General features: G+C 66.8%; 28 protein-coding genes. 17 read left to right on the top strand and 11 right to left on the bottom strand.

The features are described 5' to 3' along the window. The first annotated feature begins 99 nt into the window (after positions 1 to 99). The 5 genes from FS845_RS03900 to dbpA all read left to right on the top strand — a co-directional run bounded on the left by FS845_RS03900 (position 100) and on the right by dbpA (position 5,040). Positions 100 to 1,011, top strand: coding sequence for a LysR substrate-binding domain-containing protein (locus FS845_RS03900; protein ID WP_144630798.1), 912 nt, complete (start codon positions 100 to 102; stop codon positions 1,009 to 1,011). Positions 1,012 to 1,249: 238 nt separating this feature from the next. Beyond that, positions 1,250 to 1,573, top strand: coding sequence for a hypothetical protein (locus FS845_RS03895; protein ID WP_144630797.1), 324 nt, complete (start codon positions 1,250 to 1,252; stop codon positions 1,571 to 1,573). 96 nt (positions 1,574 to 1,669) lie between these two features. Continuing rightward, complete coding sequence (locus tag FS845_RS03890; RefSeq protein ID WP_144630796.1) at positions 1,670 to 2,167, top strand: ferritin-like domain-containing protein; 498 nt, start codon at positions 1,670 to 1,672, stop codon at positions 2,165 to 2,167. A 175-nt stretch (positions 2,168 to 2,342) separates the two neighbouring features. Further along, positions 2,343 to 3,596, top strand: coding sequence for an Hsp70 family protein (locus FS845_RS03885; protein WP_144630795.1), 1,254 nt, complete (start codon positions 2,343 to 2,345; stop codon positions 3,594 to 3,596). A gap of 58 nt (positions 3,597 to 3,654) precedes the next feature. Further along, a complete protein-coding gene (gene dbpA, locus FS845_RS03880) occupies positions 3,655 to 5,040 on the top strand; it encodes an ATP-dependent RNA helicase DbpA (protein ID WP_144630794.1) in 1,386 nt (461 codons plus the stop codon). Between the two features lie 124 nt (positions 5,041 to 5,164). On the opposite strand, the gene FS845_RS03875 is transcribed toward dbpA, so the two are convergent. Then, positions 5,165 to 5,575 carry a hypothetical protein gene (locus FS845_RS03875; protein ID WP_144630793.1) on the bottom strand — a complete coding sequence of 137 codons (411 nt, stop codon included), beginning with the start codon at positions 5,573 to 5,575 and terminating at the stop codon, positions 5,165 to 5,167. Between the two features lie 302 nt (positions 5,576 to 5,877). On the opposite strand from FS845_RS03875, the gene FS845_RS03870 reads away from it, so the two are divergent. Continuing rightward, entirely contained in the window at positions 5,878 to 7,101 is a 1,224-nt protein-coding gene (locus FS845_RS03870) for a diguanylate phosphodiesterase (RefSeq protein ID WP_144630792.1), read from the top strand. A gap of 15 nt (positions 7,102 to 7,116) precedes the next feature. On the opposite strand, the gene FS845_RS03865 is transcribed toward FS845_RS03870, so the two are convergent. From FS845_RS03865 to FS845_RS03850, 4 genes are all read right to left on the bottom strand, one after another. Next, entirely contained in the window at positions 7,117 to 9,117 is a 2,001-nt protein-coding gene (locus tag FS845_RS03865) for an ATP-binding protein (protein ID WP_222129952.1), read from the bottom strand. A 73-nt stretch (positions 9,118 to 9,190) separates the two neighbouring features. Then, on the bottom strand, positions 9,191 to 10,666 hold the full coding sequence (locus FS845_RS03860; RefSeq protein WP_144630790.1) for an ATPase domain-containing protein: 1,476 nt from the start codon (positions 10,664 to 10,666) through the stop codon (positions 9,191 to 9,193). Positions 10,667 to 10,934: 268 nt separating this feature from the next. Beyond that, positions 10,935 to 11,171 (bottom strand): tautomerase family protein, encoded by a 237-nt coding sequence (locus FS845_RS03855; RefSeq protein WP_144630789.1) that lies wholly within the window; start codon positions 11,169 to 11,171, stop codon positions 10,935 to 10,937. Between the two features lie 11 nt (positions 11,172 to 11,182). Further along, complete coding sequence (locus tag FS845_RS03850; protein ID WP_144631266.1) at positions 11,183 to 11,896, bottom strand: SDR family NAD(P)-dependent oxidoreductase; 714 nt, start codon at positions 11,894 to 11,896, stop codon at positions 11,183 to 11,185. Between the two features lie 121 nt (positions 11,897 to 12,017). On the opposite strand from FS845_RS03850, the gene FS845_RS03845 reads away from it, so the two are divergent. Further along, positions 12,018 to 12,917, top strand: coding sequence for a LysR family transcriptional regulator (locus tag FS845_RS03845; protein ID WP_260986132.1), 900 nt, complete (start codon positions 12,018 to 12,020; stop codon positions 12,915 to 12,917). A gap of 24 nt (positions 12,918 to 12,941) precedes the next feature. On the opposite strand, the gene FS845_RS03840 is transcribed toward FS845_RS03845, so the two are convergent. Continuing rightward, a complete protein-coding gene (locus tag FS845_RS03840; RefSeq protein ID WP_144630788.1) occupies positions 12,942 to 13,838 on the bottom strand; it encodes an alpha/beta fold hydrolase in 897 nt (298 codons plus the stop codon). A 67-nt stretch (positions 13,839 to 13,905) separates the two neighbouring features. Between FS845_RS03840 and FS845_RS03835 the strand changes: the two genes are divergently transcribed. Continuing rightward, a complete protein-coding gene (locus FS845_RS03835; RefSeq protein WP_260986131.1) occupies positions 13,906 to 14,511 on the top strand; it encodes a CGNR zinc finger domain-containing protein in 606 nt (201 codons plus the stop codon). A gap of 31 nt (positions 14,512 to 14,542) precedes the next feature. Here the strand turns inward: FS845_RS03835 and FS845_RS03830 are convergent, their stop codons facing one another. Both FS845_RS03830 and FS845_RS03825 read right to left on the bottom strand, forming a co-directional pair. Beyond that, entirely contained in the window at positions 14,543 to 15,502 is a 960-nt protein-coding gene (locus tag FS845_RS03830) for a Bug family tripartite tricarboxylate transporter substrate binding protein (RefSeq protein ID WP_186332145.1), read from the bottom strand. Between the two features lie 159 nt (positions 15,503 to 15,661). Continuing rightward, positions 15,662 to 16,576 carry a LysR family transcriptional regulator gene (locus FS845_RS03825; RefSeq protein ID WP_144630785.1) on the bottom strand — a complete coding sequence of 305 codons (915 nt, stop codon included), beginning with the start codon at positions 16,574 to 16,576 and terminating at the stop codon, positions 15,662 to 15,664. Between the two features lie 125 nt (positions 16,577 to 16,701). On the opposite strand from FS845_RS03825, the gene FS845_RS03820 reads away from it, so the two are divergent. The 7 genes from FS845_RS03820 (at position 16,702) to FS845_RS03790 (ending at position 22,649) form a co-directional block, all read left to right on the top strand. After that, a complete protein-coding gene (locus FS845_RS03820) occupies positions 16,702 to 17,904 on the top strand; it encodes a pyridoxal phosphate-dependent aminotransferase (RefSeq protein WP_144630784.1) in 1,203 nt (400 codons plus the stop codon). 100 nt (positions 17,905 to 18,004) lie between these two features. Then, entirely contained in the window at positions 18,005 to 18,895 is an 891-nt protein-coding gene (locus FS845_RS03815) for an amino acid ABC transporter substrate-binding protein (protein WP_144630783.1), read from the top strand. Between the two features lie 30 nt (positions 18,896 to 18,925). Further along, positions 18,926 to 19,657, top strand: coding sequence for an amino acid ABC transporter permease (locus tag FS845_RS03810; protein ID WP_144630782.1), 732 nt, complete (start codon positions 18,926 to 18,928; stop codon positions 19,655 to 19,657). Next, positions 19,654 to 20,337 (top strand): amino acid ABC transporter permease, encoded by a 684-nt coding sequence (locus FS845_RS03805; protein WP_144630781.1) that lies wholly within the window; start codon positions 19,654 to 19,656, stop codon positions 20,335 to 20,337. The genes FS845_RS03810 and FS845_RS03805 overlap by 4 nt, the downstream gene beginning before the upstream one ends. A gap of 23 nt (positions 20,338 to 20,360) precedes the next feature. Beyond that, the gene (locus tag FS845_RS03800) at positions 20,361 to 21,134 is read left to right on the top strand and encodes an amino acid ABC transporter ATP-binding protein (protein WP_144630780.1); all 774 of its coding nucleotides are present in this window, start codon (positions 20,361 to 20,363) and stop codon (positions 21,132 to 21,134) included. Positions 21,135 to 21,146: 12 nt separating this feature from the next. Then, the gene (locus tag FS845_RS03795; RefSeq protein WP_144630779.1) at positions 21,147 to 21,932 is read left to right on the top strand and encodes an SDR family oxidoreductase; all 786 of its coding nucleotides are present in this window, start codon (positions 21,147 to 21,149) and stop codon (positions 21,930 to 21,932) included. Between the two features lie 18 nt (positions 21,933 to 21,950). Further along, on the top strand, positions 21,951 to 22,649 hold the full coding sequence (locus tag FS845_RS03790) for a ribonuclease activity regulator RraA (RefSeq protein ID WP_144630778.1): 699 nt from the start codon (positions 21,951 to 21,953) through the stop codon (positions 22,647 to 22,649). Here the strand turns inward: FS845_RS03790 and FS845_RS03785 are convergent. Continuing rightward, positions 22,627 to 23,067, bottom strand: coding sequence for a MarR family winged helix-turn-helix transcriptional regulator (locus tag FS845_RS03785; RefSeq protein WP_186332144.1), 441 nt, complete (start codon positions 23,065 to 23,067; stop codon positions 22,627 to 22,629). The genes FS845_RS03790 and FS845_RS03785 overlap by 23 nt on opposite strands. A gap of 109 nt (positions 23,068 to 23,176) precedes the next feature. On the opposite strand from FS845_RS03785, the gene FS845_RS03780 reads away from it, so the two are divergent. After that, on the top strand, positions 23,177 to 23,611 hold the full coding sequence (locus FS845_RS03780) for a cupin domain-containing protein (protein WP_144630776.1): 435 nt from the start codon (positions 23,177 to 23,179) through the stop codon (positions 23,609 to 23,611). Positions 23,612 to 23,615: 4 nt separating this feature from the next. On the opposite strand, the gene FS845_RS03775 is transcribed toward FS845_RS03780, so the two are convergent. Beyond that, positions 23,616 to 24,218: a hypothetical protein gene (locus FS845_RS03775; protein WP_409929248.1), complete on the bottom strand. Its 603-nt coding sequence runs from the start codon at positions 24,216 to 24,218 to the stop codon at positions 23,616 to 23,618. 2 nt (positions 24,219 to 24,220) lie between these two features. On the opposite strand from FS845_RS03775, the gene FS845_RS03770 reads away from it, so the two are divergent. Further along, complete coding sequence (locus FS845_RS03770) at positions 24,221 to 24,580, top strand: winged helix-turn-helix domain-containing protein (RefSeq protein WP_144630774.1); 360 nt, start codon at positions 24,221 to 24,223, stop codon at positions 24,578 to 24,580. A gap of 51 nt (positions 24,581 to 24,631) precedes the next feature. On the opposite strand, the gene FS845_RS03765 is transcribed toward FS845_RS03770, so the two are convergent. After that, positions 24,632 to 26,587 (bottom strand): hypothetical protein, encoded by a 1,956-nt coding sequence (locus tag FS845_RS03765; RefSeq protein WP_144630773.1) that lies wholly within the window; start codon positions 26,585 to 26,587, stop codon positions 24,632 to 24,634. Positions 26,588 to 26,711 lie beyond the last annotated feature (124 nt).

The raw sequence follows: 26,711 nt of genomic DNA, 5'->3' as shown, positions 1-26,711 counted from the left end.
TTTTTCTTTGGAAAGTCAGCGGGGATGGCGCAGTGTGGTCCGGGCGAACTATGATTTCAACAATCAAAAGTACTCAAACTAGAAGCAGGGGTTATAGATATGGACATGCGCGACATCCAGATCTTCAGGGCCGTGATGCGCGCCGGCACCACCAGCAAGGCCGCCGTGGTGCTGGACATCTCGCAGCCCGCGGTCAGCCAGGCCATCCGGCGGCTGGAGACCGACGCGGGGCTCGCGCTGTTCGACCGCGTGCGCAACCGGCTGGTCCCCACGCAGGAGGCCGACGCGCTGCTGATCGAGGTGGACCGCTGCTTCGCCGGCTTCGAGCAGATCGAGCACCGCATCCGCAGCCTGAAATCGTTCGGCGTGGGCCGCATGGCGATCGGCTCGCTGCCGGCGCTGGGCGTGGGCTTCATGCCGCGCTGCATCGCCGCCTTCAACCCCGCCGCGCGCAACGTGCAGATGTCGTTCCAGATCCTCAGCTCGCGCGAGGTCATGCAGCAGGTCGTCGCGGGCCAGCTCGATTTCGGCCTGATGGCCGACGAGATCGCGGTCATGGGCCTGGAGCACTCGCCGTTCATCGAGCTCCCGGGCGTGCTGGCCATGACGGCGGCGCACCCGCTGGCCTCGCGCAAGAAGGTGTCGCTCGAGGAACTGGTCGAGCAGGACTTCATCGCCCTCAACCCCGAGGACGCCAGCCGGCGGCGGCTCGAGACCACCCTGAACGCGCGCGGGCTGTCGCTGCGCGCCACGCTGGAGACGCCCTATGCGTTCTCGGTCTGCGAACTGGTCCTGCGAGGCATGGGCGTCGGCCTCATCCACCCGATGAGCGCGGTGGACTACCTGCCCCGCGGCCTGGTGATCAAGCGGCTGGACATCGACGTGGCGTTCCGTTCCCTGCTGGTCTACCGGCCGGGCAAGCCGCTGTCGCGCCACTCGCGCGACCTGCTCAGCCTGATGCGCGTGCAGGCGGCGCAGGACCTGCAGCAGATCGAGGCGGCGTTGCGCTGATCGCGCCGCTGGCGGATGACGCCTGCCGACGCGCTGTCCGCGCGGCCTCGAGGCCCCCGCGCAATCGCTCCACTGCCCGTTGTAATAGTTGCCGCCGCCCCCGTGGCTGTGACCCGCTATGCCGCCGATGCCCTCGGGCACGCCGGGTGCGGCGGATTCCCACTGGGACAATCGCGGCCGGCCATCGGCTATCTCCCGCTCAGCAGTCCGATCCACACCAGGCGATGAGGTAGACGTAATGAAGATATCCCGAAGCACGGCGAACCGGCTCAACAGCCCCGTGGACGCCATCACCAGTGCCTATGCCAGCAGCGCGATGGTCATACGGGGAACGGATGGCGGCACCGGAATAGATTTGCGCATCCACTGCTGCCTCGACCCGGCCCGGGAAGGGCAGTACGACTACAGCGTCGAACTGGACGCGACCGACATCCACACCCTGTTGCGCTGTCTGAGTGCGGACATGGGCTCGCTGCAGCCGCAATTCAGGGACAGCCTGTCAAGTGCGGCGCCACAGCTGTACCGGCTGCTGGGCGCGGCGGCGGCGTGGCAAAACAAGTAGCTATCAGGCCGCGATGCCGTCCTGGGCCGGGTACGCCGGTTGCTAGATGATCTTCGGACGAATCGTCCCGCACACATCTCTTTTTGGGAGCAAGCAATGGCCAAAATCAAGACCCTTCAAGACCTGTTCATCCACGAACTGTCGGACATCTACAGCGCCGAGAAGCAACTGACCCGCGCCCTGCCCAAGCTGGCGCGCGCGGCTAGCGATCCCAAGCTGGCGGAAGCCTTCCGTTCGCACCTGGAAGAGACCCAGGGCCAGGTCGAGCGCATCGACCGCATCGTCGAAGCCAGCGACTTCAAGCTCAAGCGCATGAAATGCATGGCCATGGAAGGCCTGGTCGAAGAAGGCGCTGAAGTGATCGAGGAAGTGGAAGAAGGCCCCGTGCGCGACGCGGCCCTGATCGCCGCCGCGCAGAAGGTGGAGCACTACGAGATCGCCGGCTACGGCACCCTGTGCACCTACGCCAAGCTGCTGGGGATGAACGACGCCCTGAAGCTGCTGAAGGAAACGATGGCCGAGGAAAAGGCCGCCGACGACAAGCTCGGCGGCATCGCCGCAGCGCAGACCAACCTGAAGGCCGCCAGCGTGTAAGCCTGCCCGGCCCGCCCCTGTCCGATGGACACGGGCGGCCTCCGACTGCAGCGTGGCATACCGGCCCCCTCGCGGGGCCGGCGCAGTTTGGGGACGCATCGCCGCTGCGGCGACGAAACCGCATGCAGGCTTGCGGCTACACTTGTGCGCCCTACGCTTGAACACCCCGCTTTTGATGACCTTCCCCGCATGCGGCCTGGACTTCGGCACCTCCAACTCGACGGTGGGCTGGAGCCGTCCCGGCCACCATACCCTGCTTAAGTTGGAAGACGGCAAACCTACTCTGCCCTCGGCCATCTTCTTCCACGATGAAGACGACGACGTCAGCTATGGCCGCGCGGCCCTGGCCGACTACCTGGAAGGCTACGACGGTCGCCTGATGCGCGCCATGAAAAGCCTGCTGGGCAGCTCGCTGATGGATGGCCACACCGAGGTGCAGGGCCGCGCGTTGCCGTTCCGCGTGCTGCTGACCCGCTTCATCGGCGAGCTGAAGCGCCGCGCCGAGACCGCCGCAGGCACCCCTTTCACGCGCGTGGTGCTGGGCCGCCCGGTGTACTTCGTCGACGACAATCCGGCTGCCGACCAACTGGCGCAGGACACCCTGGGCGAGATCGCGCGCAGCGTGGGCTTCATCGACATCGAATTCCAGTTCGAGCCCCTGGCCGCGGCCTTCGACTACGAGTCGCAGATCGACCGAGAGGAACTGGTGCTGGTCATCGACATCGGCGGCGGCACGTCCGACTTCTCGCTGATCCGCCTGGGGCCCCAGCGCGCAGGCAAGACCGACCGCCGCGAGGACATCCTGGCGCACGGCGGCGTGCACATCGGCGGATCGGACTTCGACATGCAGCTGAGCCTGGCGCAGGTCATGCCGCTGCTGGGCCTGGGCACGCAGCTGCGCAGCGGCAAGGACATGCCGTCCACGCCCTACCGCAACCTGGCCTGCTGGCACACCATCAACAACATCTACGCGCGCAAGGCGGTCGACCAGCTGGCCACGCTGCGCCTGCAGTCCGCCGAACGCGAGAAAGTGGACCTGCTCATGGAGGTCATCAGGCAGCGCGCCGGGCATTGGCTGGCCTACCAGGTGGAAGAAGCCAAGATCGCGATGTCCGAAGAGTCGGAAGCGAAGATCGACCTGTCGCGCATCGCCCCCGGACGCCACGTGGACGTGACCCGGCCGGCCTTCGACACGGCGGTGGGCGGCCTGGTCGGCCGCATCGAGACCACAGTGGCGGCCCTGTTGCGCGACGCGGGCGTACCGCTGGACGCCGTGGACACCGTGTTCTTCACCGGCGGCTCGAGCCGCGTGCCGCGCCTGCGCGAAAGCGTGTCGGCCCTGGTGCCGCGGGCGCGCAGCGTGGAAGGCGACCTGTTCGGCAGCATCGGCGCGGGCCTGGCGCTGGACGCGGCGCGCAAGTTCGGCTGAGGGTCGCGGGCACCCCGCCTGCTAGACTTCCGGCTTTACCCCGCTGGCGGCCGCTACCGTGACTTCCCTCTCCTTTTCCAGCCTGCCCCTGTCGCCGGCGCAGCTCGGCAACCTCGACAGCCTCGGCTACAAAGAGATGACCGAGATCCAGGCGCAAAGCCTGCCGCTCATCCTCGAAGGGCGCGACCTGATCGCGCAGGCCAAGACCGGCAGCGGCAAGACCGCCACCTTCGGGCTGGGCATCCTGCATACCCTGGAGGCCACGCGCTTCGCGCTGCAAGGGCTGGTGATCTGCCCCACGCGCGAACTGGCCGACCAGGTCGCGCAGGAATTGCGCCGCCTGGCTCGCGCCGAGGCCAACATCAAGATCCTGACCCTGGCCGGCGGCACGCCCATCCGCCCGCAGGTCGAATCCCTGCAGCATGGAGCCCACATCGTGGTCGGCACGCCGGGACGCCTCATCGATCACCTGGAACGCGCCACCATCGATCTCAGTGCGCTGCGCACGCTGGTGCTGGACGAGGCCGACCGCATGGTCGACATGGGCTTCTTCGACGACGTGGCCAGCATCGTGTCGGCCTGCCCGCCCAAGCGCCAGACGCTGCTGTTCTCGGCCACCTATCCCGACGACATCCGCAAGAACGCCGCGCGCTTCCTGCGCAATCCCGCCGAGATCCGCGTCGAGGCCCAGCACGACGCCTCGCGCATCGAGCAGCACTTCTTCGAGATCGCCCCCGACGGCCGCAACGCGGCGGTGGCGCAGTTGCTGAATCACTACCGCCCGGTCTCGGCCCTGGCCTTCTGCAACACCAAGGCGCAATGCCGCGAACTGGCCGACGACCTGCGCGCGCAAGGCGTCAGCGCATTGGCGCTGCATGGCGACCTGGAACAGCGCGACCGCGACGAAGTGCTGATCCAATTCGCCAACCAGAGCTGCTCGGTGCTGGTGGCCACCGACGTGGCCGCGCGCGGCCTGGACATCCCCGCGCTGGGCGCCGTCATCAACGTCGACGTCACGCGCGATCCCGAGGTGCACGTGCACCGCATCGGCCGCACGGGACGCGGCCAGGAGAATGGCCTGGCGCTGACCCTTTGCGCCCCGCACGAGATGCAGGCCGCGAACCAGATCGAGCAATACCAGGGCAAGCCGCTGCGCTGGTCCGACCTGCAGAAATTCACCGCGGCCTCCAGCGTGCCGCTGCGCGCGCCGATGGTCACCATGGTGATCCTGGGCGGCAAGAAGGAAAAATTGCGGCCCGGCGACCTGCTGGGCGCGCTGACGGGCGATGCCGGCCTGTCCAAGGAACAGGTCGGCAAGATCAACGTGGGCGATCAGGTGACGTATGTCGCGCTGGAACGCAGCATCGCCAAGGCCGCCTGCGCCAAGCTCGGCAACGGCAACATCAAGGGCAGGCGTTTCCGCATGCGCTTGATGCAGGGCTGACCTCCCGGGCTGCCGGTCGAGGCCGCCGCGCTGCGCGTCTCGTGTCGGCAACGCGCGAACGACAGAACGAGGCGTCCCCTCGCGGGTGACGCCTCGCAGTTTTACCGCTACCGTGTGGCAGGAATTACTTCGAGCCGCCGGTCTGCGGATAACCGGCGGGCGAGCCCGGGCCGCCGCTCGAGGGCGCGCTGCTGCTGCCCGTCGACGAGCCGGCACGGTTGTCGTGCGAGCCCGACTTGGACGAGTTCGTGCTGCCATGACCCATGGACGAGCCGCCGTGCTTCATGGAGCCGTCGCCGGTCGTGGACGAGCCCGTGGGCGCCGGACCGGTCGGAGCGGCCGGCTGGACGCCCGGGGCGGTCGGGGCATTGGGCTGGGCAGCCGTCGAATCGTTCGGCGTCTTCGAGGGCGTATTGGGCGGCGTGGCGGCACGTTCTGCCGACGACGACTGCGCCATGGCGGCACCGCCCAGCGTCATTCCACCGGCTACCAGAGCAGCGGCCAGCACTTCGGTCACGTATTTGCGGGTCTTCATAACGGGCTCCTCGCCTGTTGATTGGAACCGTTTCTTCAGCACGCGGCGTGCCTGGGCTTCATCATCAAGGCCGGCCTGGACCGCCATGCAGCCAGCGAAGCATCGAAGATGCAGGAACCCATCGCCAGATTTGCAGGATCGAAGGCCGATTGCGGCGCTTTGGCAACAAAACACGTCGCGCTGCAAGCCAATTGGCAACCGTTGATGCACCGGGGCCGCGCGCCGCCGCCGCGCGAGCTATCATTCAGCTGTTGTTTAGCGATTTGGCGCCCACGCCCCCGATTGCGCTTCCAAGGGACGCCGTGCTTTCTACTTTGATCTACCGCAGCCGCATCCATGAGCCGCTGCGCAACGAAGACCTCGAACAACTGCTGCGCGGCGCCCGCGTGCGCAATGCCGCGATGCGCATCACCGGCATCCTGCTGTTCGATGGTCGCCACTTCGTGCAACTGCTCGAAGGCCCCGACGAGGCCTTGCAAGGCCTGTTCGACGCCATCAAGCGCGACCCCAGGCACGACAACGTCGTGCAACTGCTGCGCGACCACGCGCCGATCCGCCGCTTCGCGGGCGACCAGATGTCCATGCTCGACCTGCGCGACCGTGGCCCGGAAAGCGTGCTGTCCGCCATCCTAGAAAAAATGACGGCAGTCACGAACCTGGCCAGCAGCGACGACCGGGTCCTGAAGATCCTGCAGGAGTACGCCACGGCGCGCTGGACGGACCACATCGTCGAAGGCGAGGACGCCCGCAAATGGCGCATCGCCGGCAGCGCCGCGCAGCCCGCCAACGCGCAACACGTCGTTCCCGGACAGGCCTATCAGTTCGCGCTGCAGCCCATCGTCGAGCCGCTGTGCCACAACATCACGTCGTTCGAATTCCTGATCCGCAGCCACGACGGCGGCTCGCCCCAGCAGTTCTTCGCAAACGTGCCGGACGCACAACGCTACCTGGCCGACCTGCAGTCCAAGGCCTGCGCCTTCCAGCTGGCGCGCCGGCTGGGCATCAAGAAGGACATCAAGCTGTCCGTCAATCTGTTCCCCATGTCGCTGATCGCGATACCCGACGCGGTGGAAAGCCTGCTGGCGCAGATCTCCGCAAGCGGCCTGTCGCCCGGCCAGGTCATCGTCGAAGTGACCGAGGAAGAAGCCATCTCGTGCCTCGACGCGTTCCGCGCCGCCATCACGCGGTTGCGCAAGGCGGGCATCGGCGTGGCGATCGACGACTTCGGCGCGGGCTTCGCGGGCCTGTCGCTGCTGGCGGAATTCCAGCCGGACAAGCTGAAGATCGATCGCAGCATCATCCAGGGCATCCACGTCGACGGGCCGCGCCAGGCCATCGTGCGCGCCATGCTGCAGGCCTGCACCGCCATGGGCATCACGCCGGTGGCCGAGGGCGTGGAATCGATCGAGGAGTGGTGCTGGCTGCAGGCCGCCGGGGTAAAGCGCTTCCAGGGCTACCTGTTCGCCAGGCCGGCGTTGAACTGCGTGCCCGAGGTGCGCTGGCCGGAACACGTCGCGGCGGCCTGAGCCGCCGCATCGATCCTACCGCTGCGAGGCCAGCATCTCGGAGATCTTCGCCGCCAGGGCCTCCAGTGCGAACGGCTTGGTGATCATGGCCATGTTGGTGCCCAGGAAGCCCGCCCGGATCGCCGCGTTCTCCGCGTACCCCGTCACGAACAGGATCGGCAGGTCGGGCCGATGCTGCCGCGCCACCTCGGCCAACTGGCGGCCGTTCATGCCCGGCAGGCCCACGTCGGACACCATCAGGCGGATCGGCCTGTCGGATTGCAGGATGGCCAGCGCGGAATCGGCTTCGGCGGCCTCCAGCGGCTGATAGGACAGCTCTTCCAGCACGTCCTTGATCAACAGCCGCACCGAGGGGTCGTCCTCCACCACCAGCACCAGTTCGCCCGCGCCCTGCGGCGTCTCCTGCCCGGCATGCGCGTCATCCGCCTTGGGCTCGGCCTGCGCGCTGCGCAGATACAGGGATACCGAGGTTCCCACGCCCAGTTCGCTGTGGATGCGGACCTGGCCCCCGGATTGCCGCGCGAAGCCATACACCATCGACAGCCCCAGTCCGGTGCCCTGCCCCACCGCCTTGGTGGTGAAGAAGGGCTCGAAGACTTTCTCCAGCAGTTCGGGCGCCATGCCCACGCCGGTATCCGACACCGTGACCACCACATAGCGCCCGATGCCCAGTTCGGGATTGACCCGCGCGTAGTCCGGTCCGATGTCCACGGGCTTGGCCTCGACGGTGAGCTGTCCGCCGTCGGGCATGGCGTCGCGCGCGTTGATGACGAGGTTGAGAATCGCGCTTTCCAGTTGGTTCGCATCCGCCACGGCAAAGGGCATGCCGGATGTGGTGACGATGCGCAGGTCGATGCGTTCGCCCAGCGTGCGCCGCAGCAGGTCTTCCAGCGAGCGCAGCAACTCGGACGCGTCCAGCGGCCGGGCATCCAGCGACTGCCGGCGCGAGAAGGCCAGCAAGCGCGCGGTCAGCGTGGCGGCGCGCTGCGCTGAGGTCGACGCAGCCTCCATGTAGCGTTCCAGCCCGTCGGTGCGGCCAGCGCTCAGCCGCCGGCGCATGATGTCCATGGCGCCGATCACACCCGTCAGCATGTTGTTGAATTCGTGCGCGATACCGCCGGTCAGCTGACCCACGGCCTCCATCTTCTGGCTCTGGCGCAGCGCGGCCTCGGCCTGCATCAGCCGGTCGGTGCGCTCCCGCACGCGTTCCTCCAGCGTCTCGTTCAGCGAGCGCAGCTCCAGCTCGGCGGACTTCAGCGCGGTGATGTCGATGGCGGTGCCGATGACACGCACGCACATGCCCGCGTCGTCGAACAGGCCGCGGCCCTTGGCCGCCACCCAGCGCACCGTGCCGTCCCTGCCCACGGTGCGGAACTGGACGTCGTAAGGCGCGCGGCGCGCGGGATCGCAGGCGGCCGCGTATCCCCGCTCCGCGTCGGGCGCGTCGTTGGGGTGCAGTGCCCTGCGCAGGTCTTCCAGCGACAGGTCGTGGGGGTGATCGATGCCGAACATCGCCCGCACGCGCGGCGACCCATCCAGCGCATCAGTGGCCGGATCGACGCTCCAGAAGCCGATCTCGGCCGCGTCCGCGGCCAGCAACAGGCGTTCGTTGCTCTCGGCAAGCTCGACGCGCGCCCGGTCACGCTCGACCAGGCGGTCGCGCATCTCGAACTGCTTCTGGCGGGACCGCAGCGCGGAATCGATCGCACTGAACAGCGACTTGCGGCCCAAGGGCCGCTCCAGCACGATCGCGTTGCTGAACCAGGTGCGCAGCTGGGTATACACGAACTCCACCGAGCGCGTGCGCGTGGTGCGCTGGGCCGCCAGCAACACGAAGGGGATGTCCGACCAGTCCTGTTGCCGCAGCAGCGCGGCCTGCAGGACATCGGCCCCCGACCGCAGCGCCTCTTCCGTCAGCAGCACCACCCCGACTTGCTCGTCCAGCGCGGCGGCCAGGGACATCAGGTCGCCATGCACCGCCGCCCGGTAGCCTTCGTCCAGCAGCAATTTCGACACGCTCTCCGCGTCCCGGCCATATGGCGCGCAGACCAGTATCTGCCTGCCTTCCCACGCCGCGCTGTCCATCGTGCTACCTGGATTCCATCAAGGGCCTCGGATCGCCAGTGTATTCCGGCGTTCCGGTCATGATGCCACGGAAGGCGGTCAGCGGCTCTCCGACGCGGACCCCGCTGGAATCGATCCGCAGTTCGCGGATCGCATCCTCGTGTGGCCCGCCCCGATTCTTCACCACGGAGATCGCCTTGCGCATCCGTCCGCCCGCCTCGAAGAAGCGCAGCATCAGCACCACGTCGGACACGTAGGAAATGTTCAGATTGGTGGCCATCGACCCCAGCAGGCCCTGCTGCGGATTGATCAGGAACGTGACGATGCCCTTCTGGCTGAGGTACGACAGCAGTTCGTGAATCTGCAGGATGAGCTGCTTCTCGTGCTGCATCGCCGCCATATAGCCGTTCAGGCTGTCGATCACCAGCAGCTTCACGCCGCGTTGCTCCACCTCCCGCCGCACGCGCGCCGCGAACTCGCCGGGCGACAAGGCCGCCGGATCGATCTGCTGGATCGACAGGCAGCCGCTCTCCACTTGGCCGCGGATATTCATGTTGAAGGCCTGCGCGCGCTGCTGCAGCGTGCCGACGCGCTCGTCGAACTCGAAGATGGTGGCGCGTTCGCCGCGATTGCAGGCCGCCTGCACGTATTGCAGCGCGATGGTGGTCTTGCCCGTGCCCGCCGGCCCGGTGATCAGCATGCTGGTGCCGCGCCGCGGACCGCCATTGAGCAGCGCGTCCAGCTCGGCCACGCCGCTGGCGATGGATTCGCCGGAATACTCGTCATGGTGGTCGGCCGCCACCAGGCGAGGATAGATGTCCAGCCCGCCCGTGCGGATGGCGAGATCATGATAGCCGGCGAGGAAGTCGACGCCGCGCAGCTTCTGCACGTGCAGGCGCCGGCGTGACGGGCCATAGTCCAGCGACAGGCGCTCCAGCGTGATGACGCCGTGGCACAGGCTGTGCAGGTCGGAATCCTGCCTGCCGTCCATCCCGGTCATGTCGTCCACCAGGATCACCGTCGAATTGCGGCCGGCGAAGAACTGCTTCAACGCCAGCACCTGCCGGCGATAGCGCATGGGGTCGTGCGCCAGCAGGCGCATCTCGGACAGGCTGTCGAACACCACGCGCTGGGGCTGCACGCGATCGACCTCCTGCTGGATCAACCGGATGGTCTCGCCCAGCTCCATCTCCCAGGGATGGAGAATGGACTGCTGGCGACCATCGCCGATGACCTCATCGACCGCGCTCAGTTCGAAGATCTCGAACTCATCGATGCTCCAGCCGTGGGATTCGGCCACCATGGCCAGTTCGTCGCGGGTCTCGGACAGCGTCACGTACAGGGCGCGTTCGCCCTGCTTGACCCCGGCACGCAGGAATTCAAGCGCCAGGGTGGTCTTGCCGGAACCCGGCGCGCCTTCGAGGAGATACAGATGCCGAGGAGGTAGGCCGCCGTTCAGGATCGTGTCCAGTCCGACATTTCCACTGCTGATTCTTTTCATTCGGGCCTCCCTGCTAGGGTTGTCTCGGCGCTGAGGGCGCCGCCGCCTTCGGAACAGGCCGACGTGGAAATGACTATGCAGGTTGGCCTGATGCCGATGCGTTACATCCTAGCGGGCTTGGGCGGAGACGGGGCGTGGAAGTGTTAATGGGGGTTACCAGCAATATCAGCCCAGGGCGCAGGATAGCCGACCATGGGCAAATTCTGCATGAAATTAGCCGACGAAGACTGAAAAAACGAATCCAGCCACCCGTCCCCGCAACGGCGGATCACGCCGGCGAACCCTTGGCGCGCTCCCGCCATTGCAATGTCGGCATGCCGCCCACGCCCCAACTGTCGAGATCGACCTCCTCGATCACCACGAAGGTCGATTCCAGCGGCTTGCCCATGACGTCGTACAGCAGGGCCGACACCCCTTCGATCAACGCGCGCTTCTGTTCCGGCGTCGTCGCGCTGGCGCCGGGCGACGTGCCTTCGCGCGTCACCTTGATGTTCACGTAAGGCATGGTCGCGCTCCTTACCAGCGGCCCGCGTGCTGGCCGCCATCGACGTTGATGGTCTCGCCCGTCACGAAGGTGGCGTTCTCCAGGTACATGACCGCGTCGGCGATCTCCGAGACCTCGCCCATGCGGCCCATGGGATGCATGCCGGCCAGCGCCTCGTGCTTCTGCGGCGCGTGCATGGGCGTCTTGATGATGCCCGGCGCCACCGCGTTCACCCGCACGCCGGCCTGCGCATATTCGATGGCCAAGCCGCGCGTCACCGCGTCCAGGCCGCCCTTGGTCAGCATGGCCAGGCCGGCGGGAACGCCGGCGATCGCCTGGTGCACCAGCGTAGTCGTAATCTGCACGATGTGACCCGTGCCCTGCTCCAGCATCCGCGGCAGGACGAGCTGCGTGATGTGGAAGAACCCGGCCAGGTTGACGTCCAGCATGTTGCGGAAGTCGTCCGCGGTGTATTCGACGAACGGCTTACCGATGAAGATGCCGGCGTTGTTGATCAGCGTGTCGACGCGGCCGTACCGGTCCAGCGCGGCCTTCAGCACGCGTTGCGCGACGGCCCGCTCGCGGATGTCGCCGGCCACGGCCAGGACGTCCTGGTCCGTCGAGTGAGATATCGTGCGCGAGGTGGCCACGACGGCGTAACCCTGGTTGCGATACGCCTGGACGATGCCGGCGCCGATGCCTTGCGACGCGCCGGTGACGATGGCGACTTTCTTGATGGTCATGATGAAGCTCCTGGTATCTATCGATGGGCACATCGGTTTTCCGATGCTGTGCACAGCGTAGAGATGACGCACCAGGGGCGGTAGCCGCTATCCTCGCACAACGGCTGATGAGAAATGCACAGGTATGAACGTGACTGATCGAAAGAGCACAGACATCGACTGGCAAGACGTGCGCGTCTTTCTCGCGCTGGGCCGCTATGGCAGCCTGTCGGCCGCAGCCCGCGCGCTGCGCGTCACCCACGCCACCATTGCGCGGCGCATCCAGTCCCTGGAGGACAGCATGGGGCGCAAGCTGGTCGAACGCCGGCCGGACGGATACCTTCTGACACCCGCCGGCGAGGCCGCCATGCAGGCCGCGACCGGCATGGAATCCGCCGCGCAGCAGCTGCGGACCACCGACCAGGGCGACGACGGAGAACTGCGGGGCGTGGTGCGTGTCAATGCGCCTCCCGCGCTGGCTCACGCATTCCTTTCCGTGCACTTGGCCCGGATCACGGCCGTGCACCCGAAGTTGGGGATAGACCTGGCGACGGACCTGCGAGCCATCAGCCTGGAACGGCGCCGCGCGGACATCGCCGTGCGGGTCGGCAAGCCCGCCGATGGCGACCTGATCGCCACCCCGGTCGGTCATATGGCCTTCGGCTTCTACGGCACCGATGCGCGATGCACGGAGGCCTTGCAAGGACGAAGGACGCCCTTCGTCGGCTTCGACGAGCAGAATTCGGATATCCCCGAGGCCCGCTGGCTCGCGCAGCATTTCCCGCGCGCGCACGTCGCATTCCGGGCGGAGAATCAGGTGCTGCAGGCCACGGCCGCCAGGGAAGGCGCGGGCATCGCGCTGCTGCCGCACTACATCGGGCGGCAGCTTCCCGAATTGCGGCCCTGCGCACTGACGCCCGTGCCCACACCCCGGGAGATCTTCCTGCTGATCCGCGGCCAGGACCGCAAGGCGGGACCGGTGCGCGCCGTGATGCGCCACCTCGAAGACGCATTCAAGCGGAACCGGGCCCTGTTCGACGCGTGATCGTCGCCGGGCCGGCGCGCGCCGTCACCGGACGTTCGCGTCCAGGAAAGCGCGGATGGCGGCGCCGATCTCGGCGTGATGCGTCTCCAGCGCGAAGTGGCCGGTATCGAAGAAGCGCACGTCCGCCCCGGGAATGTCGCGCTTCCAGGCCTGCGCGCCGGCGGGCAGGAAGAACGGATCGTTCCTGCCCCACACCGCCAGCAGCGGAGGCTGATGCTTGCGGAAATAGGCCTGGAACTCCGGATATTTCGCCACGTTCGACGCATAGTCCAGGAACAGGTCCAGCTGGATCTCCAGTTTCTCCGGGCGTCCGACCAGCAAGGCATCCAGGCCATGGGTCTCCGGTGCGATCAGGCTCGGATCGGCGGTGCCATGCGTGTACTGCCACTTGATCGCCTCCGGCGTCAGGAACTCGCGCAGCGCGTCTCGGTTCTTCCCGGATGGCTCCGACCAATACTTCCGGATGGGATTCCACGCGTCGCCAAGCCCTTCTTCGTATGCGTTGCCGTTCTGCGAAACGATGGCGCTGACGCGCTCGGGATGCGCCGCCGCCAGGCGCCACCCTACCGGCGCGCCGTAGTCGAAGACCTGCAGCGCGTACCGGTCCAGGCCCAATTGCACCGTGAACTGCTCGACAGTGAGGGCAAGCTGGTCGAAGGTGTAGGCATAACGCCCCCGGTCCGGCGCCTCGGTGAAACCGAAGCCCGGCAGGTCCGGCGCGATGACGTGGTACCGGTCCGCCAGCAGCGGAATCAGGTTGCGGTACATCAGCGACGACGTGGGAAACCCGTGCAGCAGAAGCACCGTCGGCGCGGCCTTGTCGCCCGCCTCCCGGTAGAACATTCTCACGTCACCGACCTGTTCGTAGCGGTGGTGGACCGGCACGCCGGCGCCGGCGGCAAGCGATGTATCGGACGACATGGCAAAGACTCCTAATAACCGTTGAAAACGAATTTCAAGGTTACGTCAGCCATGCATAACCGGTCAAATGATTTTTATCGGTTATGATGCAGGAATGCCTACCGATACCTTCGATCCCTCGACGCCCCTGTTCGTCGCGGACAACCTCGCCCTGGACTTCATCAACACGGAATATGGGGAAGCCTCACGGCACTGCGATTGCCTGACCAGCGATGCCAGCGTGGCGGACTGGCTGAAGTCGACGGGTCTGCTGCAGGAGGATTTCGGGCCCGCGCCGAAGGGATTGCTGTCCCTTGCCCGCGAACTGCGCGCCAACGCGCGCGCCATCGTGCAGGCCGCCAGGCTTGGAAAAGCGGCGGACGCCGGCGTGGTGAACCGCGTGCTGGAAGCGGGCCGCCCGCAACGCGTGCTGCAGTGGGACGGCGCCTCGGGCGGCTATCGACTGGCGCAGCATCGTCGCAAGGCCGACGCGGCGAGCTTGCTGGAGCCCGTGGCGCAGGCGTTGGCCGACTTGCTGACCAATGTGTCCTTGGAACTGGTGCGCCAATGCGAGGGCGACGGCTGCACCCTGCTGTTCCACGACCAGACCAAATCCCACCGGCGGCGCTGGTGCAGCATGGCGACGTGCGGCAACCGGATGAAGGCCGCGGCGTTCCGTTCGCGGAACAGATAGCATTCCGGAACGCGGCGGCTGCCCCGGCAGCCTAGTCGACGACGATGTTCTGCGACTTCGCCAGGTCCCGCCAGGCCTGCAGCTCATCCAGCACCTGCTTGCGGTACGCCGCGGGGTCGCTGCCGATCGCCTGGGTCTGTATCTTGTCGAGGCGCTCGCGCACGGCATCCGAGGCCAGGGCCGATTTCACGGCCAGGTGAACGCGCTCGACGATGGCCGCGTCGATGCCCGCCGGCCCCACCAGTCCGTACCACGCATCGGTGCTGACAGGCTGCAGGCCCAGTTCCTTGAACGTCGGCGTCTCGGGCAGCGACTTCAAGCGGGTATCGCCCGATATGGCGATGGCGCGCACGCGATCGCCCTGCAGAAAGGGCGTGGAAGACGCCAGGGCATCGAAGACCAGGTCGACCTGCCCGCCGGCCAGGTCGTTCAACGCCGGGTTGGCGCCTCGGTACGGCACGTGGATCAGGCGGGTCTTCGTGGCCACCTGGAACTTCGCCCCCATCAGGTGCGCGACCCCGCCGGTGCCGCCGCTGCCGAAGCTGATCCGGTCTGGCTCGGCGCGCACGCGGGCCAGGATGTCGTCGAACGACCGCGTGCCCATCGACGGGCCGGCCACCAGCAGCATCGGCATGCCGGCGATGTTCGTGACGTACGAAAAGTCGCGCTCGGGATCGTACAGGGGCTTGGGCGCGGTGGCTGGCGCCGTGCCCAGCGTACCGACGGTGGCGATGCCGAAGGTATAGCCATCCGGCTTGGCACGCACGATGTCCAGCGTGCCGACGCTGCCGCCGGCGCCGCCGGGCTTGTTCTCGACGATGACGGTGGTCTTCAGTTCCTGGGCCACCCTGTCGGACACCACGCGCGCGACGATGTCGGCCGTGCCGCCCGGCGGAAAAGGAACCACCAGGCGGATGGGCCGTTCCGGATATCCCGCCGCGCCCGCCTGGGCCGCCGCCGCCATCATCGCCAGCATTCCCGCCAATTTCATGAGCCGCATACCTGCCTCCTTTTTCTGATCGTGCGCCGTTCGCTGGCGGCGAGCGGCGCAGGCATCAAGGCTAGGTTGGGGACCCTCCCGCAACAAGCGATATAAATTCCGGTGACCGTTGAATGTTTTTCCCGCAACCGGCCGTGCGCGCGGCGGGCGCTAGCGGCCCGAGAAATAGGCCGGCATGGGCCGGGAGAAATCGCACTCCTCGGTGGCCATGGTGGCCACGTACCTCAGCAAGTCGTCGGCATGCGCCTTGGCGTACAGCACGGCGTACGGAATGTGCGGCATCGAGGGCTTGCTCCTGATGATCCGCAGATGGCCGGCCTGCAGGTCCTGCTCGAACAGCCTGCGCGGCAGGTAGCAGATGCCCAGCCCGGCCAGCGTCAGCGAGGCCGACGCCGTCAGGCTGCTGCTGGACAAGGTATGCGTGAACCGGACCTGCTGCGCGTCGAGCCACTGGTCGACCAGCGCACCCAATCCGGACTCGTGACGCTGCTCGATGATGGTGTATCCGGCCAGTGTCTTCAACGGCAACTGCTCGTCGTCGTCGAGATAGGCGGGACTGCATATCCAGGCGTACTCGACCGCCTCCAGGGGCAGCACCGCCAGGCCCGCATCGCGGAACGCGTCGGGCGCGACGACCAGGTCGAGCTCGCCCGCCATGAGCTTGGCCGCCAGGCTGACGCTGGAACCCACGGAGGGCTCCAGCGAGATCGTCGGATAGCTGCCGTGCACGCGCTGCACCAGGCCCGGCAGCCACGTCATGGCGGTCAATTCCGTCACGCCGATGCGCACCGTGCGCGGCTCGACGAAATCGGCCCGGCTCATGTCGAGGATGCGCGTGCGGACCTCTAACGCCTCCCGCGCCAGCAGCCGCAGCTTCTCGCCGCGCGGCGTGACCTGCGCCTTGCGGCGGGTCCGGTCGAACAGCGGAAATCCCAGGATGCCCTCGAGCTCCTGGAGCCGCTTCGAGATCGCAGATTGCGTGGTGTTCAGGCGCATGGCCGCGGGCTCGAACCCTTCGAGCTCGACCGACCAGTAGAACGCCTCCAGCTGCTTGAACGTGATCAAGGCGCGCGCCTCCCTCCACTTCGATTGATGAATTTTCAGCCAATTAAACACGAAAACGATTCGCTTGTGGAATGTATTGCCGCATCCCAGAATGAGCCGGACTTCCAGAACAACGACCTTTCTCCATGCCCTTCATCGTCAGCCGACTCGATCGCATCCAGCCCTCGCCCAGCATCGCGGCCATGTCCAGGGCCAAGGCCCTGATCGCAAGCGGGCACCCCGTCTGCAACATGGCGGCGGGCGAGCCGGACTTCCCCACGCCGCCGCACATCATCGAGGCCGCGCATGCCGCCTTGCTGCGCGGGGACACCCGGTACACCGCCGTCGACGGCACCGCGGCGCTCAAGCAGGCGATCTGCGCCAAGTTCCTGCGGGAAAACGAGCTGGCGTACATACCCGACCAGATATCCGTCGGCGCGGGCGCCAAACAGGTGCTCTACAACGTGCTGACCGCCACGGTCGAGGACGGCGACGAAGTCATCGTGCCGGCGCCCTACTGGGTGTCGTATCCCGACATCGTCCGCCTGAACGGGGGCACGCCGGTGCACCTGGCCACCCATGCCGAGGCCGGCTTCAAGATCGGCGCGGCCCAGCTGGAGGCCGCGATCACGCCCCGCACCAAATGGCTCGTGCTGAACTCGCCGAACAACCCCAGCGGAGCCATCTACAACGCGGCGGAGCTGCGCAGCCTGGGGGAAGTGCTCGCACGCCATCCGCACGTGTACATCCTGACCGACGACATCTACGAACACCTGATCTACGACGGCGCGCGCTACACCTCGTTCGCGCAGGCCAACCCCGCGCTGTTCGACCGGACCGTCACGGTCAATGGCGTGTCCAAGGCCTATGCGATGACGGGCTGGCGTATCGGCTACGCCGGCGGCCCGCGCGAGCTCATCAAGGCCATGGAGAAGCTGCAGTCGCAGACCAGCGGCAATCCGGCGGCGGTCAGCCAGGCGGCCGCCGTGGCCGCGCTCAATGGCCCGATGGAGTTCTTCGGCGCCTGGCGCGCCGAATTCGAGGCGCGCCGCGACCGGATCGTCGAACTGCTGGATGGCCAGGCCGGGCTGCGCTGCCCGACGCCCGCCGGCGCGTTCTACGTCTACGTCTCGTGCGCGGCGCACATCGGCAGGACCACGCCGGATGGACGAACCATCGCCACCGACAGCGACTTCGTGATGTACCTGCTGGAGTCGCACCAGGTCGCGACCGTGCAGGGCGCCGCGTATGGCATCTCGCCGGCGTTCCGGATCTCGTTCGCCACGTCGATGGACATCATCGAACGGGCGTGCGAGCGCATCAAGGCGGCGTGCCTGGCATTGCGCTAGGCGCCTCGGGCACGGTCTTGCGCGCAATGCCCGGACCGGGATACGCCAGCCGCCGCTTTTTCAGCCTGACCTCAAACTCGAACAGACAAGGGAATACACCATGATGCATCGATACCTGACCGCGGCCATCGCCATGGCCTGCCTGTCGGCCTCCGCGCAGGCGGCCGACACCCTGGCCAAGATCAAGTCCAGCAACACCGTGACGATGGGCGTGCGCGAATCCACGGCCTTCTCCTATGCGCTGGGCACCGGCAAGTACACCGGCTTCCATTACGACGTCTGCACCAACATCATCGAGGACCTGAAGAAGACGCTGGGCGTGCCCGGCCTGCAGACGCGCTATCAGGTGGTGACCTCGCAGAACCGGATCCCGCTGGTGTCCAACGGCACCGTGGACCTGGAATGCGGCGCGACGACCAACAACGCACCGCGCCAGAAGGAGGTCGGCTTCGCCATGACCACCTACGTCGAGGAGGTGCGCATGGCCGTGCGCGCGGGGTCGGGCATCGAATCGGTCAAGGACCTGAACGGCAAGACGGTGGTGACCACCACCGGCACCACGTCCGTGCAACTGCTGCGCCGCAAGTCGCGCGATGCCGACTTCAAGGAAGTGTTCGGCAAGGATCATGCCGAAAGCTTCCTGCTGCTGGAACAGGGCCGCGCCGACGCCTTCGTGATCGACGCGTCCACGCTGGCCGCGCTGATCTCGAAATCGCGCGATCCGGCCAGCCTGAGGATCGTGGGAGAGCCGCTGAGCGTCGAGCCCATCGCCATCATGATCCCCAAGGACGACCCCGCGTTCAAGAAGGCCGTGGATGACAGCATCCGCGCCCAGATCGCGTCCGGCACGCTGCTGGCGCTGTGGGACAAATGGTTCCTCAAGCCCATCCCGCCCAATCAGGTCACCGTGAACCTGCCGCTGTCGCAAGCCACCCGCGACGCGTGGGCCAATCCGAACGACAAGCCCACCGAGCAGTACGCCCAGCCCTGAGCGGGCCGGACCGTCACAGGGCAAGCGACCATGGACTGGAACGTATTTTTCATCGACCCGGGCGGACGCTACACGAGCTACCTGGCCTGGATGATGTCGGCCTGGGGATGGACCGTCGCGGTCGCCCTGTCGGCGCTCCTGGTGGCGCTGGTGTTCGGCGTGGCCATCGGCACGCTGCGGACATTGCCGGGCCACCCCTGGCTCGTCCGCCTGGGCAATGCCTGGGTGGAGGTGTTCCGCAACGTGCCGCTGCTGGTCCAGATCTTCATCTGGTACTACGTCCTGCCGGCGCTGGTCCCGCCCTTGAAGGACCTGCCGTCGTTCGTGCTGGTGGTGGCGGCGCTGGGGCTGTTCACTTCCGCACGGATTGCCGAGCAGGTCCGCTCGGGCATTCTTTCGCTGCCCACCGGCCAGCGCCAGGCGGGCCTGGCGCTGGGCCTGAGCCTGCCGCAATGCTACCGGTACGTGCTGCTGCCCATGGCCGCGCGCGTGATCCTGCCGCCGCTGACCAGCGAAACCATGAACATCTTCAAGAACTCGTCCGTCGCCTTCGCCGTGTCGATCCCCGAGCTGACGATGTTCGCCATGCAGGCCCAGGAGGAGACCTCGCGCGGCGTGGAGATCTATCTGGCGGTGACCGTGCTCTACATCGTGTCCGCGCTGTCCATCAACCGCCTGATGACCGCCATCGAGCGCCGCGTGCGCGTGCCGGGCATGCTCGGCGGCCAGCCATCCGCGGCGACGCAAGGAGCCTCCCGATGACACTGGACTGGTCCTTCTACAGCTGGGAACTGCTGCGCGACTTCGTGGCGGCGGGCCTGTGGTTCAGCCTGAAGCTGACGCTGGTCGCCACGGTGGGCGGCTGCCTGATCGGCACGCTGTTGGCACTGGTCCGGCTTTCCGGCCCTTCCTGGCTGGCGGGTCCCGCGACGCTGTACGTCAACGTGATGCGCAGCGTACCCGCCGTGATGGTGATCCTGTGGTTCTTCCTGCTGGTGCCGCCTTCGTTCTATGCCCACCTGCCGGGGGGCGTGGACATGCGGGTGGCGTACTCGGCCTTCATCACCTTCATCGCGTTCGAGTCCGCGTACTTCAGCGAGATCATGCGGGCCGGCATCCAGTCCGTTTCGCGCGGACAGCTCAACGCGGGCACCGCCCTGGGCCTGACCCACGCACAGACCATGCAGCTCGTGGTGCTGCCGCAGGCGTTCCGGAACATGCTGCCCGTGCTGCTGACGCAGGTCATCATCCTGTTCCAGGACACCTCGCTGGTCTACGCCATCGGCGCCTACGACATGCTCAAGGGTTTCGAGACGGCGGGACGCAACTACGGGCGGCCCATCGAGGCCTACCTGCTGGCGGCGGTCAGCTACTTCGTCATCTGCTTCACGCTGGCCAAATGCGTGAAGCGCCTGAACGCAAAGATCGCGATCGTGCGCTAGGCCACGCATCGCAGGGGAAAGATGTGATCGAACTCAAAGCCGTATCCAAGTGGTATGGAACCACCCAGGTGCTGACCGACTGCAGCGCACGCATCGACAAGGGCGAGGTCGTGGTCGTATGCGGACCGTCCGGGTCGGGGAAGTCCACCCTGATCAAGACCATCAATGCGCTGGAGCCCTTCCAGAAGGGCGAGATCCTCGTCGACGGCGTCGCGCTGCACGACCCGCGGACCGACCTGCCGCGGCTGCGCAGCCGCGTCGGCATGGTGTTCCAGCACTTCGAACTGTTCCCGCACCTGTCGGTGCTGCAGAACCTGACGCTTGCGCAACGCAGGGTGCTGGGACGCACGCCGGCCGAGGCGCGCGGCCGCGGCGAAGCCATGCTCGACCGCGTGGGCCTGGCCGCGCATCGGGACAAGTTTCCCGGCCAGTTGTCCGGCGGCCAGCAACAGCGCGTGGCCATCGCGCGCGCCCTGTGCATGGACCCCGCCGTCATGCTGTTCGACGAGCCCACGTCCGCGCTGGATCCGGAAATGGTCGGCGAGGTGCTGGATGTGATGGTGGGGCTGGCCCGCGACGGCATGACGATGATGTGCGTCACCCACGAGATGGGCTTCGCCCGGGAAGTCAGCCATCGGGTCATCTTCATGGACGTGGGCGGCCATATCGTGGAGGACTGCTCGCGCGATGAATTCTTCGGCAATCCGGCAGCGCGCTCGCCGCGCTGCCGCGACTTTCTGGGCCGCATCCTGAAGCATCAGGCGGTCGATACCTCTACATTGTCCACGCAGCAATAGGAGCCATGGCGTATGGATCTGGGATTGAAGGGACGCACCGCGCTGGTGCTCGGCGCGGGGGGCGGGCTGGGCGGCGCGATCGCCGCGACATTGGCCGCCGAAGGCGCGAACGTCGTACTGGCGGACGTCAATGCGCAGGCCGTCGAGGCGCGCGCGGCCGAACTGGGTGCCAGCGGCGCGAAGACCCTGGCGCTGAGCTGGGACCTCGCCGACCTCGGCGCCATCGACATCCAGGTGAAGAAGATCGAGGCCGCCTTCGGCCACGTCGGCATCCTGGTCAACAATACCGGCGGGCCGCCGCCCACGCCCGCCTCCGGGCAGGCCCCCGATCTGTGGGAACGCAGCTTCCGCGCCATGGTCACGTCCGTCATCGCGCTGACGGACCGCGTGCTGCCCGGGATGCGCGAGCACAAGTGGGGCAGGATCGTGACCAGCGCCTCGTCGGGCGTGGTGTCTCCGATCCCGAACCTCGGCGTGTCCAACGCCTTGCGCTCGGCCCTGGTGGGCTGGTCCAAGACCGTGGCGCGCGAGGTCGCCCCTGACGGCATCACCGCGAACATCGTGGTGCCCGGCCGCATCGCCACGGACCGCATCCGGTTCCTGGACGAGGCCAAGGCCAGGCGGGACCAGCGCGCGGTGGAAGACGTCACGCGCGAGAGCACGGGCTCGATCCCCATGCAGCGCTACGGCGAGCCCCAGGAATACGCCAACGCCGTGGCCTTCCTGGCCAGCGGCGCGGCGTCGTACATCACCGGGTCCGTCGTCCGTGTGGATGGCGGCCTGATCACCAGCATCTAGATCCACCAGGAGACCCGCATGACGGATGCCCGTATCGTCTCTGCGCTGCAGAACGTCACCACCGCGACATTGACCACCATTCTCTTCAAGAAGGGCCTGCGCAACGTGTGGCTGCGCGGCACTGCCCCGCTGGCCCCGGGGCAGGCGCGCGTCGTCGGCCCGGCGTTCACGCTGCGCTTCCTGCCGCAGCGGGAAGACCTGGCCACGCCGGCCGCGTGGTCCTCGCCGACGTCCACGCGCGCCGCCGTCGAGGCCATGCCGGCGGGATGCGTGGTCGTTGCCGATACGGCCGGCATCTCCGATGCCGGCATCTTCGGCGACATCCTGTGCGCCCGCATGCAGCAACGCCAGGTGAGCGGCCTGGTCACGGACGGTTCGATCCGCGACCGGGCGGGCATCCTGACGACGGACCTGCCCGTCTGGTGCAGCGGCGCGGCGGCGCCTCCCGCCGTCGCGCAACTGGGCTTCGTGGGTTGGCAGGATCCCATCGCCTGCGGCGGCGTGGCGGTCTACCCGGGCGACACCATCGTCGCGGACGAGGATGGAGCGATCGTCATCCCCGCTGCCCTGGTCGAAGAGGTCGCGGCCGTGGCCGAGGAACAGGAACGAACCGAGGCCTGGATCCTGCGCCAGATCAAGCAAGGGGCCTCGCTGACCGGCATGTATCCCCTGAGCGAGGAGAACCTCGCGCGCTTCAAGGCCGAGGGCGACCTGTAGCCCGGCCGAGCGGCCCCTGACTGGGGTCGCTCAATTCCTTCAGCACCTCGTAGAACGCCTGGAAGCGCTGCTTGCCGATGCGCGCTTCCCATTCGCGTTCGATGCGGTGCACGGTGGCGCGCTGGATCTCGGCGACCTTCCAGCCCTTCTCGGTCAGCGACACCAGCCGCGCGGCCGAGCCCTCCACGCCATTGCGCTGCACGTAGCCCGATGCCTCCAGCTGCTGCAACAGGTAGTTCATCGCCTGCTTGGACATGCCCGCGCGCTGCGCGAGGTCGATGGGACGCTCGTCTTGCGGTGGCGGAAAGCGGAACACCTTGAAATGGGCCACCTGGATATCGGCGAAGCCGGCATCGGCCAGGGCCTCGCACAGCCGCTGCTCCACGTATCCCAGGCAATAGCGCAGGCGGGCGCCCACCAGCGGATCGTCGGGGTCAGGGTCGCCGGGGAATCTTCGGACAGGAGGGGATTGACGGCTGGAGTCCATATCAGTAAAGTGACTTTACCACAACTCACCGAGCGCCGGCATGCCTTCGACACACGACGAACTCATCACCATAGGCTCCCTGTCGATGCGGTTCCTGGTCGACGGCACGGACACCACGGGCCACATGGCCATGGCGGAAATGATCGTGCAGCCGCAGGCCAAAGTGCCGCCTCCCCACCGCCACGTCGACGTCGACGAGACCATCCACATCATCGAAGGATCCCTGACCTACCGCGTCGACGGCCAGGTGCGCGTGCTGAGCCGCGGCGACCACTGTTTCTCGCCGCGCGGCAGCGTCCATCATTTCTCCAATCCCGGCGACGTGCCTGCGCGCGCGCTGGTGGTCTTCTCGCCCGCCAACATCGGGCCGGAGTACTTCCGCGAAGTGGCGGGCGTTCTCGGGGCCGGCGGCCCGCCGAACGTGGAGGCGCTGAAGGCCGTGATGACGCGGCATGGGCTGGAATTGAGCGCGTGATGCTTCAGGCCCATGCATGATGGCGGCTCCTGCGCAGCACGGCCAGCAGTGCCTTCAGCGCATAGAGCATGATCAGCGAGCCCGTCAGGTCGCCGATGAACATGACGGCCAGGCTATCCAGCAAACCCGCGCGAGCACCGTGAAAGTAGAACCACAGGTGATGGGCTACTGCGTTCACCAACGCGTAGGCCACCGCGCAGATCACCAGGCGCCCGGCCGTAAGATTGCCGAGATCCCGGCGCAGCCCCAGCGCCGCGCGCGCCCACCGATAGGCCAGGTACGGCGCCACGGCGGCGATGATGCCCCCCATCAGCGCCCGCACGAAATCGTCCGGAAAAAAGTAGAAGAAACATGCCGCCCAGGATGCCGCCAGCAGCCCCACGGCGCCGGCCGCGCCGAACAGAAGCGTGCACACGAGCCGGACGCCCGCCGGCAGATAAATCCAGTTGATGCCGCGCACGAACTCCAGGTTGGTGAAGACCCATTCGTTGATCGCCAGACTGGTAAGAAACAGTGTCGCGGTAAGGAACGCCCATTTCCCTTGATTTATCATGCCACGTATCCAGCGTTCGACTATTCGCCCCGCACGGGCGCGCCACCGCACCATCGATGAAAGAAAAGAAGCGGCCCGCCGAAATATACCTGCGCTTTCTGCGGCTCGCAGAAGCGTTGCGTGGCTTGCCGTCCCTCCCTGCCCTGGACCCATTGGAAGAGCGGATTCTTCAGCTCGTGGCGCGCGCCTCGCAAGAGCGGCAGCGGATGTCCGTGCGCGACGTCATGGCAGAGGATCAGCTGGGCTCGCCGGCAACGCTGCATGCCAGGCTGAAATCGATGCGCGAGAAGGGCTGGATCCTGTTGTCGGATACCGAGGATGCACGGCGTAAACAGGTCGAGTTGAGCCCCGAAGCCCTGGCCCATTTCGACCGCCTGTCGCAATGCATGGTCGAGGCGGCGCAAAAGCCGCAATGAAGAACACGCTTCGCGCCTGCGAAGCTTGCCCTCGACCGCCACCGCGGCGGATCAACGCGAGAACGTCACCGACCGGAAGGGTATGGCGGTCTCGTCGTGGATGGTTTGTCCGGTACGCAGGTCGATCACTTTCAGGCGCAGCGTTGCTTCATCCGACACATTGCGGACCTGCAGGGCAACACTGGGAGACGTATCGAACACGAAGCCCTCCGGCGTGTCCCTGCCTACACGGTAGATGTCCCCGCTTTCGTACAGCCTGGACTCCGAGCCGTCGCGCAAGGCGAGCGGCGCATTCACGCCTCGCAAGGAAAGGCAGACCGGCAGGATGGTGACCAGATTGCCGACCCGGCAGGTCAGCGTGATCCGGTAGGGCCGCGCGGCGTACCGCGCCCTTTGCTCGGCCTGTTCCTGCGCACGCTCCACCGTGACCCGGCGGCTGTAGGCCTCGAGCACGGTGATATTGGCGCTCTTTGCAGCCTTCTCGTCGTTCAGGAAGTCGATGAGGTCGCCGTGCGACCGAAGATGCCCGCTGGCTCGCTTGCGTTGGGCGATGTCCTCGTAGACCTCCTTACTTGCTATGCCGGCCGAGCGATAACGATTGAGATCGGCTGGGGTCAGGTTGCCCATGTCCTTGGCCAGTTGCAAGTCCGCGGCGTTGGCATAGCCCTGCTCGCGTGCATACAGGTCCGTGCCCTCTTGAAGCGTGAGCATCCCCGGCATGACGGAGAAGGCCAGGCCGTCCCGCTGCAACGCCATGACAAGGACCGCCAGCTCCGCGCCCGATCCGATTGCCACGGCACACTGCTGCCGCTGCAATGCGGTGTACAGCGTTGCAGCGCTGTCGAGCACCTCGGCGTAACCCTCACTTCCGGTCGGACGCCACGTCCGATAGGCCTGCGACATCGGCACGCCCAGGCGACCCGGGTCGGCTTCGGCGCGCGATCCTGCCTGTTGCGCGGCGCCGATGGTGCACGCCTTGCCGGACTTGCTGGATGCCAACGCAATGGCGCCCAGATCCTGCGGACGCTTGCGCAACGACTCGACGGCCTTGTCCCTGGACTGGCGCGCCACCTCGGCCTCGCGGACGCGGCTCCGCGCGTCGATCTGTGTGCGGGCATCGACGTACAGGGCAGCGCCGAAGATCTGTGAAAGAGGCACCTGGCCCAGGACACGCTTCGCGTCGGCGGTGCCCCTTTGCACAGCCTCGAGGACCAGAGGCTCACGGTCGATGCCGCCAGACGGAGCCAATGCGATCTTGTAGTCGGCCAGCGGTTTGCCGTTGCGATCCACCACCTCGATCTTGTCGTGCAGCACCTGTTCCAGCAGGGTTTCCAGGCTCAGGTTCAGCCGGGTACGCCGCTGCTGTGCATCCATCTGCCCGATGGCCGGTTCGACCGCCCACTTCTGCTCCATGATGTCTATGCAGGCCGCCTCCTCGCCCTTCGCGCACGGGCGCAGGCGCAAGGCGGTGACCAGCGAGCCCAGCAAATCGGCCATCTGCAAATTGCAGGTGCGCTGCACGGTCCCGGCGGACTGATAATCCCAACTGCATGCCACCCCTGCATCCTTGGCGATCTTGATGGCCCGCTCATTGATGTCCACCCCCGGGTTCTGGGCACGCCACGCCCGCATGCTGGAGACGTCGCCGCGATATACCACCAGCGGCAACGAGACATGCAGAACCGGCACGGCCACGCGCACGGTCGCATCGCTCACGGCCAGTTGAAGCTTGCCGTCTAGCGTACGCGCGGCGGATGTACCTGCATTCCCGGGCGCCGCGGCCACACGCAGGTCCAGGGGCGATCGGTCGTCCTTGCCTGCCCAGGCCTTGATATTGGTCAGGCGATCCTGGAACGTCTGGAGCAGCGGGTCGTTGGCGGTCGCCGCAAGCGCGCCATGGCTGGCGCAGGCAAGCCCGATCAGGCCCGCGGCCAGCCTCGGTTTCAGGAAGCAGACGTGGCGAGATGCCACGTTGCGCGCAAGCAGGATGACGAGGCTTCTAGGCACGGAAGATCGCAGTCAGCAGTGATTAATTGTTATAAATTCTATAACAAATTGCGTGACCCAATCTCGACCAAGACTTGTCGCCGGCCTCACGCCCGTCGAACGCAGCCATAATCCAAGCTCGAAC

Origin of the sequence: Bordetella genomosp. 13 (assembly GCF_007679965.1) — a bacterium.
Taxonomy (GTDB): domain Bacteria; phylum Pseudomonadota; class Gammaproteobacteria; order Burkholderiales; family Burkholderiaceae_B; genus Bordetella.
Note: the sequence above shows the minus strand (reverse complement) of the source record. Positions and strands in the feature narration are given on the sequence as shown.